This is a genomic window from Hwanghaeella grinnelliae, assembly GCF_004005845.1.
In the GTDB taxonomy this organism is placed as follows: Bacteria; Pseudomonadota; Alphaproteobacteria; order UBA8366; family Aestuariispiraceae; genus Hwanghaeella; species Hwanghaeella grinnelliae.
This window is the reverse complement of the sequence record NZ_SADE01000002.1, coordinates 1,013,426-1,027,669: the sequence shown is the minus strand read 5'-3', so window position 1 is coordinate 1,027,669 and position 14,244 is coordinate 1,013,426. Positions and strand designations below refer to the sequence as shown.

The following is a 14,244-nucleotide window of genomic DNA, read 5'->3' as shown; positions in this document are numbered from 1 at the left end:
AAGCGAAAGGTTTATTAAGACCTTCCTAACATTCATTCTCCCGGCGGCATTCGTGTCAGCTTTCTGGCGACCGCATTGCTTCGGTGAGGCTGAAAATGAATTTCGAACCTTCGCCTTCACGCGACTCGACGGTGATCTTGCCGCCATGCCGTTCGACGATCTTCCGCACGAAGCTAAGCCCCGCTCCAGAGCCGGGGCCGTAAGCGCGGTCGTTGTGCAGGCGTTTAAAAATGGTGAAAACGCGTTCCTGGAACTCGTCAGGAATGCCGATCCCGTTATCCTTCACATAGAACTTGCCCGGTTCGTCGCCGACCGGTTCTTCGTACCCGATCTCAATACGCTTTTCGTCCCGGTCGTTGTACTTCACCCCGTTGACGATCAGGTTCTGGAAGACGCTTTTGATCCGCGACGGGTCACCGGCGAGTAAGGGTAAATCCGTCACGACATCGATCGTCGCTTTCCGCTCGGCAAGATAATCGACCAAGGCGCTCTTGATGGCGTCGATCGTCTTTGACGGGTCGATCGACTGAGCGTCGTCATCGCCGCGCCCGATACGCGAGAAGTACAATAGATCGGAAACCAAGCGTTCGGATTTTGCGCAGAGGTCCCGTATCCGATCGAGCCGCTTCATCCCGTCATCACCCAGCGCGTCGCCATGATCTTCCCCCAGGAACTGGGCGTGGTTGCTGATGGCCCGGATCGGTTCCTTCAAATCATGGGAGGCGATATAGGCGAATTCCTCAAGATCGTTATTACTTTTTTGCAAAGCTTCGGAGGTCGCGATCAATTGCTGCTCAACTAATTTTCGCTCGCTGATGTCCCGCGCGATGCCACTGAAAATTCGCATTCCGTTCACACGCACTTCGCTGATCGTCAATTCAATCGGAAACTCGGTTCCGTCTTTCCGCATGCCTTCGCGCTCAAGCGCCTTGCCGAGCACTTCCGACTCGCCGGTCAACTTGTACCGCGCCAAAGACTCGTCATGGCGTTCCGCATATTCCGTGCTCATCAAAATATCGACGGGCTTTCCGACAGCCTCGGATTGCGTATAGCCGAACATCGTTTCCGCCCCCCGGTTGAAGCTTAGGATCGTGCCTAACTCGTCCGTCGTGATCAGCCCCTCAACCGTGTTGTCCGCAATGGCCTCAAGCCGCGCCAGTATGGCGCGTTCTTCACTTCTGGCTTCCTCCAGCGAGTCGACCAGACTGGTGAATGCTCGGGAAAGATCGCCGATCTCGTCCTTCCGATGCGTCGGCAAGTCCAGGGACGTGACGCCGGTCGCGTAATCCTCGATACGCTCAACGGCAACTTTCATCGGCATAGTCATGCGCCGAGCAACCGCAAAAGCCCCGCCGGCCGTAACCAGAACGAGCACCAGCGAAAGTCCTAAAGCGACCTTTTGAATTTCTTGCGCACCGGCGAGACCTTCCGCCTTCGGCGCGGCGATAAAAATACTTATCCGCCGATGTGGGCTGCTGACATCGAAACCGACATCCGCACGCGAATACAGGACTTGCCCAAGACTGGGATGGTTGAATTCGCCCGTATTCGTATCGGAACCACTGAATCGGGCCGGCAGCGCGTATTCGCTGTCATACGGGGCGACGATGCGGGTAATGGTCCCATCCGGATACCTTTCGATATAGTTTCCGGAATCATCCACAACATAGATCGCGTAGGGTGAGTCCACCGCGCGCAATACACTGTCGATTTCCGCCTCGAAATCCGTGCTGATGACCATCAGACCGAACAGCGCCCCTTGCGGGTCGCGCACCTGCGTAACGACCCGCAGGACATACAGGTTGGGGTCCGGGACGCCGTGTTCCACATTCTGGTCTATGTTCGAGAAGTGGACCCCGTATGGACTGAGCAGGATGCCCGATACGACGTAGGGCGCGTTTTGCTTCTGCTGCAAATCCTTGCCCGGGATTGAAAGGATGACGCCATCCCGGTTGTCGACCCGGACCAGTTCCATGCCCTTATCCGCGACTTCGATATAGCGCATCTGCACATATTCGGGGCGGCGGCGCATGATCGCTTTGAAGATCGTCTGCAGACGTTCGCGCCATAACGCGGTTGTCGACCCGTCCAAGGGGTCGACCCCAGCGTTTTCCATGCTGCGAATCATCCCAAGGAACGGTGGTGTCTGGGAAATGGCGGTCGCATCGTTGCGCAACCGGTTGTACCGGGACTCGACTTGCGTGGCGACCGCGCGTGCATCGTCCGACAAGCGGTCAAAAGCTTGTTCCTGGGTCAGCCGATTGACCCAATAGAAGTTATACCCGCCGAGCAGCAATGCCGCGATGACGGCAATCGAGCATGCAAAGGTGATGTAACGGGTGCGTAGGCTCAAACCGTTGTTTTCCTCGCGGGCCTCAATGGCCCGGACTTATCGTTTGACGCGGAGGCCTCGGTCTCCACCTTTGCGACACCCTACGGCAAATTTATTAACCACCCCCTAATATTAGTTCTTTAGTCGCGCTCCCTTCCTGCTTCTAACGTTCTTAACAATTGCCGGAATCGGACTAGCATCAGAACTTATTGAAAAATCAGGTTGATGGAGCGCGCCATGGCCCAAACCTCCGTTCCCGACCCCGTCCGCCGGTTTGCGGTCCGGGCAAATGCATTGGAAGAACTGAACCTTAGGGACGCCGCCGATTTCAGCGGCGGGTTCGAATGGCTGCATTTCGATTGGTCCCGGCCCGAAGTGCGGGAATTTCTGGAAAGTGATCCGCAATTCGACCCGCATGTGATCAAAGCCCTTCTGGCACCGGAAACACGCCCGCGCTTCAACGTCTTCGGCGGGGGCATCTTTCTGAACCTGCGCGGCATCAACCCGAAGCCCGGCATGCAGCAGGATGAAATGATCTCCTTCCGCATCTGGATCGAAAAAAACCGGTTGATCACCCTGCGCCGTGTGCGGATTGAAGCCATCAACGACATGATCCTGGAAATGCAGGCGGGTCATGTCCCGGGTTCCATCGAGGAGTTGGTCAGCCGCATGGCATCCTTCCTCACCCGCGATATCGGGCAAAGCCTGATCAACTTGAATGAGGAGTTGGACCAGATAGAGGAACTTGCACTTGAAGGGACCGACGACAATCTACGGTCCCGGCTGGCTGAAGCGCGGCGACAATCCATCGTGCTGCGCCGCTACCTAGCCCCGCAGCGGGATGCCTTGCAGCGGTGGCTGGAAACACTGCAGGAGCGCAATCTTCCAATTGTCCGCGAATTCGCGCGCGAAACCCACGACGCTGTCCTGCGATATGTGGAGGACCTGGATGCTTTCCGTGACAAGGCGGGGATTATTCAGGACGAATTGCTGACCAGATTGTCGGACAAGCTGAACCGCAACATGTTCGTGCTGGCGATGTTGAGCGTCTTCTTCCTGCCGCTTTCTTTCGTCACAGGATTGCTCGGCGTAAACGTCGCCGGCATCCCGCTCGCGGATGCCCCGTGGGGTTTCGGCGCATTGTGCCTGGCTCTTGTCGTCATGGCCGCTTTGCAGTTGATCACATTCAAATATTTGAAATGGTTTAAGTAAGAACTTGGTACAACCGAATGTAGACAGATATCGCTTTTTCTGCGTACCCCGTTAACGCTGCTTTACCATTGCAAACAGCAGTCGACATTCACCCCTAAAATTTCACACATTCTGTACTGCGGTCCGGGCAATTAAGTGATACCAATCACTGCAATAAATAAGACAGCATGGTTGTCTTATTTGCATTAACGCGTTTTTCAAGGTGATCATATGTCCGTTCGCAATACAGTTATGGGTTTGGTTCTTTTCGGCGTCGCCGCAGCGGCCGGTCCGGTCCAGGCGGCCGGTGTCGATGCGCGGGACTTGCTGAAAAGTTTTAACAACATCGTCCTCGGCGATCTGACGACGAATGTCGAAACCGAAGGCACTCTGTATGTTGGCGGGGACTATAACGGCAACGGATCGACGGTGAACCCGAAAGGGCTTCCGAATGTGGATCTGGGCGGCGGCATCGTCGGCAGCCTGGTCGTCGGCGGCGACATCAATGCGAACGCGGTGAACCTGAACGGCGGTCACGCAGTCATCGGCGGTAAGGATTTCGGTGGTCTCGGTCTGAACAACGGCAGCACGAAGAGCGAAAACGTTTCCGGCATTCCGGTCGCCGCGGTCAAGAATGCTTTCCAGTCCTTCTCGGCGGAATTGGCGGGCATGGCCTCCACGGGCGGCACGGCCAACACGTCTGACCAGAACAACATCAACTTCCAGTCGGTCGCGAATTCGGCAAATGTCGCGGTTTTCAACATTAATGGATCGGCCCTGAAAACCGGTACTTTCAACGGCGTGAACGCCGATCCGGGCGTGACGACGATCATCAATGTCGCGGGCACCGATATCACGATCGGCGTGAACGCGAACCAGACGCAGAGTTCGGTCATCTTCAACTTCTATGAAGCGACCTCGCTGACCATCAACACGGCTTTCAATTATTCTGTCCTGGCGCCCTTCGCCGATGTAGAGCTGCGTGGCGGCGGCCTGAATGGCACATTGGTCTCTCTCAATCTGCAACAGGACGCGGAAGTCCGCCCGCCGCTCTATGACGGTGACATTCCGCCCACGACGGTCGTCCCCGTTCCCGCGGCCGCTTACCTGCTGTTGACGGGTATCGCGGCGATCGGCGGCTTGGCCGCACGTCGTCGGAAAGCCTGATAAAACGATCCTTCGAAGGGGCGGAAACGCCCCCCTCGTGACAAACGCGCGGCTCCTCTTGGGCCGCGCGTTTTTCGTTAGACGAAGAGATTCGACAATTCCCCGCCGTTAACCGTTTCTAAACGAAAAACACCTAGCCTTATGCGGTACCTGACCACCCAAACCGCAACGCTGCCGCACGCCCTGGATTGCGGCGGAAATGCCCTGGATACCGGTCCAGGCACACGCTTATATCAAGCTCTTATTTGAGGAAGCGGCCGACGTGATTTTTGATTTTGTCGCCAATGTCTCCGTCGATGGACAGGTCATCCAATTGGAAGGGGATGCCTGGTCGCTGCTGGAAACGGACAACCGGCAGGTCTTGGATCGGGAATTCCTGGACTTCGTCGCCGATCGGGACCGCCAAGTCGTAAGCGACATTCTGTTCGACGTGGAACCGGGACAAGCGCCCTTGCGGTTTGACGTTACGATCGTGTCCGGCACCGGCAAGGAAAGCCAAACCACTATATTCGCCGCCCCCGTCTTTGATGGCGGCCGGTACAAGTTCACGCGCCTAGCCGCCAAACGAAAAGATCCCCTGGCGATCGACACCGTTTCGGGTGCGGAAGCCTTCAACGAGGTCATGGAGAGTTTCGAACACAAGCTGCAGGCCGCAATCGACTCCAACCAGGCCGCCGTGATGTCGATCTTTTCTGTCGAAGGCGCCGACGCCGTCGCAACCTCGCAGGCCGGGGATCGCCTGCAAGCCTTGCTGACGGAAAAGACAGCCGGAGAGGTCTGCCGCATCAGCGACAGCAGTGCGGTCCTGCTGCATGACGAAACCACCAGCGCGGACACGATCGGCGGCGCGATCGCCGGCGAAATGGAAGGGCACGGGGGCCTATCGACCTATAGTCTGGAATTATCCGACGATACAATCGATGCGGCGAGCCGGATGGAAATGGCGTCCGGCGTGCTCGCCGCGGCGGTGCAGCCCGGCATCAAACTGGGGTCCGGCACCCAAAAGCTCAGCGACGGCTATGAACAGGCCCGAGGGCAGGTCACCGCCGCCATCGCCGGCGCTGTACCGGCGATCAGTTTCGCAGCCCAATGGGGCGCGACGGACACACGAGTGGGCCTGGCCGATATCCCCGAGTTACTGCGCCGTTGGAACGGCGGGGGTAAACAAGGCGGGGCGATGTTGCAGGACATCCTGCGTTCCCATCTGGAAGCCGTCGCACGGGTGAAGCCCGACGGCATTCCCGTTTGCGTCCCAATCCACGCGGCATCCCTGATGTTCCTGGAAAAGGCTGAGTGGGACGGGTTCGACCTGATGGTCATGCCCGTCGGCCTTCGGGAATTGGATGAAGAGTTGCAGCAAGACGCGGCCACTCTGCTGTCGACCCAATATGTCATGGTCGATATAGCGGACCTGGCCCATTGCCCCGCCGTGCTGGCCCAGTTGATCAGTGCCGAAGCGCTTTCCTTCCTGCGGGTCGATATGCACAAGGTTTCAAAGTTGTCCGACGCCGAGTTGGATTCGTTCAAACAGGTCTATGATTTCTGCAGCGCGCGCGGCATCTATGTTCTCGTCAGCCGGGTCGATCCGGGCCGGATCGAAAACCTGATCGAACGGGCCAAGGTCATCTTCCTGCCGGAAACCTATCTGCAAAACCAAGCGTAAAATAGAACGGGCCGGAACTGGCAAAGCCCCGGCCCGTCCGTCAATCAATCCCGCGCCCGGTCAGACGCGTTCGATGATTGTTGCGATACCCTGGCCGACACCGATGCACATGGTCGCCAAACCATAGCGGCCGCCACGGCGCTTGAGCTCGTGCGCGCAAGTCAGGACCAGGCGTGCGCCACTCATGCCGAGAGGATGGCCGAGGGCAATCGCCCCCCCATTCGGGTTCACATGGTCCGCGTCGTCGGGCAAACCCAATTGCCGCATCACCGCCAACCCCTGGGCAGCAAAGGCCTCGTTCAGCTCGATGACATCGATGTCGCCGATGGTCAGGCCGGCTTTCGCCAAGACCTTCTCCGTCGCCGGGGCCGGACCGATCCCCATGACCCGCGGCGGCACGCCGATCGTCGCCATGGCCACGATTCGCGCCATCGGCGTCAGGCCATGCTTCCCGGCCGCTTCTTCCGAGGCGATGATTAGCGCCGCGGCCCCGTCATTCACGCCGGAAGCGTTCCCCGCGGTTACCGAGCCGCCCTCACGGAACGGCGCCCTCAATTTCGCCAGCGCCTCGGCCGTTGTTTCCGGACGCGGATGCTCGTCCTCGGAAACGACGACCGGATCGCCCTTGCGCTGGGGGATCTCGACCGGAACGATTTCCGCGGCCAAATTGCCGTTCTTCATCGCGACGCCGGCACGCTGCTGGCTGCGCAGTGCGAAAGCGTCCTGGTCGGCGCGGCTGATCTGATAATCTTCGGCAACGTTCTCTGCCGTTTCCGGCATGGAATCGACGCCGTATTGAGCCTTCATCAGCTTATTGACGAAACGCCAGCCAATCGTGGTGTCATAGACGTCCGCACTGCGGGAAAAGGCGGAATCCGCCTTGCCCATCACGAAGGGCGCGCGCGTCATGCTCTCGACACCGCCGGCAATCATCAGATCGGCTTCGCCCGCCTTGATCGCCCGTGCCGCCGTGCCGCAGGCATCCATGCCCGATCCGCAGAGGCGGTTGATCGTCGCGCCCGGAATGGTTTCCGGCAGACCGGCCAGCAGGCTAGCCATATGCGCGACATTGCGGTTGTCCTCGCCGGCCTGGTTGGCGCAGCCGTAGATCACGTCGTCGACCGCCGCCCAATCCAGATTGGGGTGGCGTTGCATCAGCGCTTTCAGGGGATGGGCCGCCAAGTCGTCCGTGCGGACCTTGGCAAGGGCGCCGCCATAGCGGCCGATAGGCGTACGGACACCGTCGCACAGGAAGGCATCGGTCATCTAACTCTCCATTTTTCAGTCTATCCTCGCGGCTCTGATCGAAAAAAGGGGGACCCAAGCGGGTCCCCCTTTGTTTCAGTGCAAGCCGCCTATAGAGGCAAGGTGTATGCCGTTTTGACGGTGGTGTAAAACTCATCCGCGTACCGGCCCTGCTCCCGCGAACCGAAGCTGGATCCCTTCCGTCCGCCGAAGGGAACATGGTAATCGACACCCGCCGTCGGCAGGTTGACCATGACCATGCCCGCCTCGCTTTTCCGTTTGAAATCGGACGCGTATTTCAGGGATGTGGTGCAGATCCCGGCCGACAGACCGAACTCCGTATCGTTGGCCACGGCAAGCGCCTCGTCATAGTCCTCCACCTTGATGACCGAGGCGACGGGACCGAATATTTCTTCCCGTGCGATCCGCATCTGGCTCGTCACTTCGGTGAACAGCGCGGGCGACAGATAGAAGCCTTCCGTATCGCGGTTCAGCAATTCGCCGCCCGTGACAAGGTTCGCGCCTTCCTTCTTACCGATTTCGATATAGCTGAGATCCTGGTCCAACTGGGACTTATCCACGACTGGGCCGATCTGCACCCCTTCCTTCAGCGCGTCGTCAGTCACGGTCTTTTCCAGCCGTGCCTGAACCGCCGCGACGAATTTGTCGTGGATCCCTTCGGTGACGATCAAACGGGACGAGGCCGTGCAGCGCTGACCGGTGGAGAAAAAGGCCCCCTGCACAGCACAATCGACGGCATTGTCGAGATTCGCATCATCCAAAACGATCATCGGGTTCTTTCCGCCCATTTCCAGCTGGAACTTGGCACCCCGGGCCGCACAAGCCTGCGCCACCGTTGCACCGGTCTGAACCGAGCCGGTGAAACTGACGGCGACAACGCCGCGGTTGCTCAGGATCGTCTGCCCCACCTTGCTGCCGCGGCCCATGACCAGGTTGAACACACCGTCCGGAATGCCGGAGCGGGAAATGATTTCAGCCAGGGCCCAAGCACATCCCGGCACCAGATCCGCCGGTTTCATGACCACGCAGTTTCCGTAAGCCAGCGCCGGGGCGATCTTCCAGGCCGGAATGGCGATCGGGAAATTCCACGGCGTAATGATACCGACAACGCCGACCGGTTCGCGGGTGATTTCCACACCGACGCCCGGCCGCACGGAATCGAGCTTCTCACCTTCAATCCGCAAACACTCGCCGGCGAAGAACTTGAAAATCTGCCCGGCGCGGACGGCTTCGCCCATGCCCTCCGGCAAGGTTTTTCCTTCTTCGCGGGAAAGCAGTTTACCGAGTTCCTCTTTCCGGGCGATGATTTCATTGCCGATGAAGTCCAATGCATCGTGCCGCTGCTGGATGGTCGAGAATTGCCAGGTCTTGAAGGCTTCTTGCGCCGCCTGGATGGCCTGCTCGGTCTGTGCCTCGTCCGCGCGGGTATAGACGCCGACAGTGTCCGATAGGTTCGACGGATTGATATTCTGTGTCTCGTCGGCACCTTCGGTCCAGGCGCCTGCGATTAGATTGCGATGTAAGGTCATACTCTTGAACTCCCTCCAGCATATGTTCTGACACGCGGCATAAGGTCCGCGCGTATCGGTGTTGTTACAGAAGACCGCGTTTGACGAGGTTTTCCATGAGGGCGGATGTGCCGAACGTCCACGGCGCGATCTCGCCCGCATTGCCCACGCGGTTGACCAGCGCCCCGAAGCGGGGCGAGGAAATGGTGACGATATCCCCCATCTTATGGGTGAAGCCCTGACCCGGCGCGTCACGATCCTGGATCGGTGCGAACATCGTACCGGTAAAAAGTGCCAACCCGTCGGGATAATGATGGCAGTCGAAAGCCTGGGAAACCAGATCCGCCATATCGCGGCTGATCTCCGCGACATTGCTTTCGCCTTCCAGAATGAAGCCGTCCTCACCTTCCACAGTCAGGGAAACGACGGCCGACCGAGCATCGTTCAACCCGAAACCGTCATCGAACAGGCGGATGAACGGACCCAAGGCGCAGGACCCGTTATTATCCTTGGCGCGGCCCAGAAGCAGGGCGCTGCGCCCTTCCACATCACGCAAATTGACGTCATTGCCGAGCGTCGCGCCGACGATGACGCCGTCGGCCCTGGCAACCATGACGACTTCCGGTTCCGGGTTGTTCCAGGTCGAGGACGGATGAAGGCCGACATCGGCCCCGACCCCGACCGAGGCCATTGGCTGTGATTTGGTGAAAACCTCCGCATCCGGGCCCAGGCCGACTTCCAGATATTGCGACCATAACCCCTTCGCGGACAGGGTTTCCTTGACCTTCGCGGCCTCCGGAGAGCCGGGCTGGATATTCCGGATCTCAGCCCCGATCGCCTCGCTCAATTCCCCCCGCAAGGCGGCGGCCCGTTCCGGCGCGCCCTTCGCCTGTTCCTCGATCACGCGTTCCAGCATGCTGCTCACAAAGGTAACGCCACAGGCCTTCAAAGCCTGCAGATCAAATGGCGACAGGAGATACGGCTTCGCCGGATCGCGCCCGTCCACCGGACTGTTGGCGACAATGTCCGCGACATCGCCGAGCGGGGACAGATCCGCCGACTTCAGAAGTTTCAACGGCTCCGGATGATTCAGCAGATGCGCCATGGTCGGCGTATGCGGCGTCAGGTCCAGGACCAAGCCGTCTCGCAGCACGACCACACAGGGTCCGCCACCCGGTAATACCTCGCCCGACGCGGATTTCGCTTCCGGCACCCACACCCGTCCGACCAGCGAAGCCTCAGCCGAGTCCACAGGTAGTATGTTGTCTGACATCTTCATACGGTATTGATGAAGAGAAGCCGAGCCGGAATCAAGCCAACATCCGCCCACTTTGGTAAAAGAATGCCCGCATCACCGGTTTCTCGACGCAACCGCGCCGTAAAAAACCCGTCAGCCAAAATTCATATAATTTAGTACTTTCTTGATACTTTTTCCCTAATCTACGGGCCTGGCGTCTTCTCGCGGAGGTTTCAAACGGCCGTAGAGTCTTCGCGAGCAGCAAGTTTTGGGACACCGACACATCTGATCCGGAGCGAATTATGAACGAAAACGAACCAACCTCCTCGCACGAGAAAGGCTTCTGGACTCTGTCGAAACAGATTTTGGCGATGATGCTGGTGCCTGTTGTTGTCACCGCCCTTGCGATGGGTGGGTACAGCGTTTCCACGTCGGTGGACCAAATCCACGACGCGGCGGCCGAGAAGTTCGAAGTTCTAGGGCAGGACCGGAAGGAAAGCCTGCTCGCTTATCTGGAAACGATTAGAAGCGATCTGCGCAACACGTCGTCACTGCCTTTCACGCATGATGCGTTGACGGCCTTCACCGCCGGTTGGGAAGCGTTCAAGACCGATCAGACCGAAATTCTTCAGGAACTCTATATAACCGGGAACCCGAACCCCGCCGGACAGAAGGAAAACCTGGACGCAGCGTCGGACGGATCGCCTTATTCCGTCGCCCATGCCAAATATCACCCCTGGTTCCGCGCCTTCCTTCGCGAGCAGGGTTATTACGACATCTTCCTTTTCGATCTCGACGGTAATGTCGTCTATACGGTTTACAAGGAACTCGACTACGCGACCAATGTCGTAAACGGCAAATACAAGGATACCGACCTCGGCAACGCATTCCGTGCCGCCCGCGACAATCCGTCGGAAGGTTTCCAGGCTTTCTTCGACTTCAAGCCCTATGCGCCAAGCGCCGGCGCCCCGGCCAGCTTTATCAGCACGCCGATCATCGAAGACGGCCAGCCGGTCGGCGTTCTGGTTTTCCAGATGCCGATTGACCGAATCAATCAGATCCTTTCCGCCGAGACCGGGTTGGGAGAGACGGGCCGTGTGTTCCTTGTCGGCCAAGACAAACTTCTTCGGAACAACAGCCGCTTCGCGACCGAAAACGAAATCCTGAACCGTAAACTTGATATCCCAGCGGTGGACAGCGCGTTGAATGGCGACGTGGGGTCGATCGAAGGACCCGTCGACGGCACGGCTTCGTTGAGCGAGTATCAGCCGCTCGACTTCATGGGTGTCCGGTATGCCTTGGCAGTCGTGATCGACGACGCGGAAGTCTTCAGCGAAGTGAACAGCGTTATTGTCACCAAGATCGGTGTCGTCCTGGCCATCATGATCCTCATTGGCATCGCTGGAATTTTCGTCGCCCGCCGAATGTCCGGACCGATCGTCAACCTGACTGACGTGATGCGCAAGTTGGCCGCCGGCAACACCAATGTGGAAGTACCAGCGGCAGACAGGCGTGATGAATTGGGCGAAATGGGCCGCGCCGTCGAGGTGTTCAAGACAAACGCCCTCGAAAATGCGCGCCTGGCTGGGGAACAGCAACGGCTTGAACAGGAATCCGCCGCACAGAAGGCCGAATCCCTGAGGGTGATGGCAGAGAAGGTCGAAGTTCAGGTTGAAGACGCCGTTGGGTTTGTCAGCGGCCTGACAACGAAGATGTCGGCAAACGCTTCGGAGATGACCGACGCCAGCGCGAACGTCATGAGCAGCGCGCAGACCGTCGCCGCCGCCGCGGAGGAATCCTTGGTCAACGCGGACTCGGTCGCGAGTGCGGCCGATCAACTGAGTTCCGCCATTACGGAGATCGCCGAACGTGTCGCACATTCGACCTCCATTGCGTCGTCAGCGGCACAATCGGCCGAAAAAACGCGGGACATCGTTACCTCGCTTTCCAAAGCGGCGGAGGATGTCGGCAGCGTCATCCAATTGATCAGCGAGGTCGCCGAGCAAACCAACCTGCTCGCCTTGAACGCAACGATCGAAGCGGCCCGTGCGGGAGATGCCGGTAAAGGCTTTGCGGTTGTCGCGAACGAAGTGAAAGGGTTGGCCAGTCAGACGCAGAAGTCCGCGGCGGAAATCACCACCCAAGTCGGACAAATGCAGTCGATCACATCACAGGCGGTGAAAGCCATCAGCGAGATCGTCGCGACGATCGAAGAAGTGAACAATGTCAGCGCCGGCATTGCGGCGGCGGTCGAAGAGCAAAGTGCGTCAACCCGCGAGATTGCCGAGAACGTCTCCCAGGCAGCGGCCGGCGCAAGGGAAGTGTCCGAACGCATCGCCGATGTTTCGCAGGAAGCCAGCAAGGTCGACGAGATTTCCGGCTCTGTCGCGGAACATTCGACAAGCCTCTCCGACAGCATCACTAAACTGAAAGGCGAGTTGGTAAAGGTCATCCGAACCGCGGCCCCGGAAGTGGACCGCCGGCAAGTGGCGAAACCTGTCCCGCAGGATCGCCGTTCTACTTAGACCGTTCTACTTGGGCAGGGGCCGGATGCGAAACGGGCCGGCCCTTTCGGACCGGCCCGGCAATCGCACATGCTACCGGTTGGGGCGTCAGCTGCGAAGCGACCCGACCTTGTCGATGCTAGCCGGCATTGGGTGGCCGTAGGTTTCCGTTACGTAGGAAACAATGCGCGCAACCTCTTCCTTGCCCAATTCGTCCATCAACTCGCAAGGGGCCTTGCCGAAACGCAGGGCCAGCCCGGCGCCCATATCGATATCGGCGGCGGTCGCGACATCTTCGTCCAGTTCCTGCAGAACCGGGAAGAAGGTCGCCGCCATCAAGCGATCCGCAATGACCTTGTCAGCGGCCGCATCGGCGGACGCGTCGTCGCCGATTTCGAATTCGTAATCGGTGTCGCCCTTTTCCGCGAGGGTCTTGGCAAGCGTGTAGAACGCACCATGCGGGCCCAGGTTCCGCTGCGCATGAAACATGATCTTCGGTTTCACGAGATTGGCGACCAGGAAGGGGCCTGCGGCGATCCCCATGCTTTCACGGGCCACACGGTCGATCTGCGCGGTTGTGCCGACGCCTTCGTCCAACAGGCGGACCGCCTCGTTGCTGTAGGGCACGAAAAAGCGGTTGATCGCGAAACCGAAGGAGTCTTTGCAGGCAATCGGCTTCTTCGCCGTCTGGCGGCAGAACTCCAGGCATTTGTCGTAGATCGCCTGGTTGGTCTTCGCACCCTTCACCACTTCGACGATCGGGTTGATCGCAGCCGGGTTGAAGTAGTGCAGCCCCAGGAACCGGGTCGGGTCGTCAACCGCTTCGGCGAGGTCGGAGACCTGCAGTGCCGAGGTGTTCGTCGCCACGACCGTCTCAGGCTTCAGATGCGCATTCAGGCGGCCGAACAGCTCTTCCTTGACCGATTGTTCCTCGAAGATCGCCTCAATGATCAAACCGCAATCGGAAAGCGCTGCGAGGTCCGTGCTGGTGGAAATACGGCCGTCGCAGGCGGCGGCATCATCTGCCGACATTTTCCCTTTTTCCGCGGCGCGGTCATAGAACTTCTTGGCCGCCGCCTTGCCCCGCGCCACGGCGTCCGCCGTGGTATCGACCAGGCACACAGACACCCCCTGTTGAGCCAGCGAGGTCGCAATCCCCGACCCCATCGTTCCCGCACCGATAATCCCGACTTTGCTGAATTCCATTGGTCGATATCCCTCTCGCTACGACACGCCGATCATAAACCGCGCGCGTTCCTTGTTTGTCGCGGCGCACAATAAGGATCGGGCCAAAGCTTGTCGAGCGGGGCGCTGGCAGGGTTGCCGGGAATCCTGCATAAATTCCCCTTGGTACCGGCAATGCTGGGCAGAGGGCT

General features: G+C 59.0%; 9 protein-coding genes. 4 read left to right on the top strand and 5 right to left on the bottom strand.

Annotated features, from left to right (window positions below; all coding sequences use genetic code 11):
• Positions 1-55 precede the first annotated feature (55 nt).
• Positions 56-2,353, bottom strand: a complete 2,298-nt coding sequence (locus EOI86_RS15505; RefSeq protein ID WP_127766067.1) for a PAS domain S-box protein — start codon at positions 2,351-2,353, stop codon at positions 56-58.
• A 216-nt stretch (positions 2,354-2,569) separates the two neighbouring features.
• On the opposite strand from EOI86_RS15505, the gene EOI86_RS15500 reads away from it, so the two are divergent.
• From EOI86_RS15500 to EOI86_RS15490, 3 genes are all read left to right on the top strand, one after another.
• Positions 2,570-3,544, top strand: coding sequence for a zinc transporter ZntB (locus EOI86_RS15500; RefSeq protein WP_161973853.1), 975 nt, complete (start codon positions 2,570-2,572; stop codon positions 3,542-3,544).
• Between the two features lie 210 nt (positions 3,545-3,754).
• A complete protein-coding gene (locus EOI86_RS15495; RefSeq protein ID WP_127766065.1) occupies positions 3,755-4,690 on the top strand; it encodes a collagen-binding domain-containing protein in 936 nt (311 codons plus the stop codon).
• 262 nt (positions 4,691-4,952) lie between these two features.
• Complete coding sequence (locus tag EOI86_RS15490; protein WP_127766064.1) at positions 4,953-6,353, top strand: hypothetical protein; 1,401 nt, start codon at positions 4,953-4,955, stop codon at positions 6,351-6,353.
• A 60-nt stretch (positions 6,354-6,413) separates the two neighbouring features.
• On the opposite strand, the gene pcaF is transcribed toward EOI86_RS15490, so the two are convergent.
• The 3 genes from pcaF to EOI86_RS15475 form a co-directional block, all read right to left on the bottom strand.
• The gene (pcaF, locus tag EOI86_RS15485; protein ID WP_127766063.1) at positions 6,414-7,619 is read right to left on the bottom strand and encodes a 3-oxoadipyl-CoA thiolase; all 1,206 of its coding nucleotides are present in this window, start codon (positions 7,617-7,619) and stop codon (positions 6,414-6,416) included.
• A gap of 89 nt (positions 7,620-7,708) precedes the next feature.
• Positions 7,709-9,148, bottom strand: a complete 1,440-nt coding sequence (locus EOI86_RS15480; RefSeq protein ID WP_127766062.1) for an aldehyde dehydrogenase family protein — start codon at positions 9,146-9,148, stop codon at positions 7,709-7,711.
• Positions 9,149-9,212: 64 nt separating this feature from the next.
• A complete protein-coding gene (locus tag EOI86_RS15475; protein ID WP_127766061.1) occupies positions 9,213-10,400 on the bottom strand; it encodes a fumarylacetoacetate hydrolase family protein in 1,188 nt (395 codons plus the stop codon).
• A gap of 266 nt (positions 10,401-10,666) precedes the next feature.
• Here EOI86_RS15475 and EOI86_RS15470 point away from each other — a divergent pair, with 266 nt between their 5' ends.
• Positions 10,667-12,889 (top strand): methyl-accepting chemotaxis protein, encoded by a 2,223-nt coding sequence (locus EOI86_RS15470; protein ID WP_127766060.1) that lies wholly within the window; start codon positions 10,667-10,669, stop codon positions 12,887-12,889.
• An 87-nt stretch (positions 12,890-12,976) separates the two neighbouring features.
• On the opposite strand, the gene EOI86_RS15465 is transcribed toward EOI86_RS15470, so the two are convergent.
• Entirely contained in the window at positions 12,977-14,074 is a 1,098-nt protein-coding gene (locus EOI86_RS15465) for a 3-hydroxyacyl-CoA dehydrogenase family protein (RefSeq protein WP_127766059.1), read from the bottom strand.
• Between the last annotated feature and the right edge of the window lie 170 nt (positions 14,075-14,244).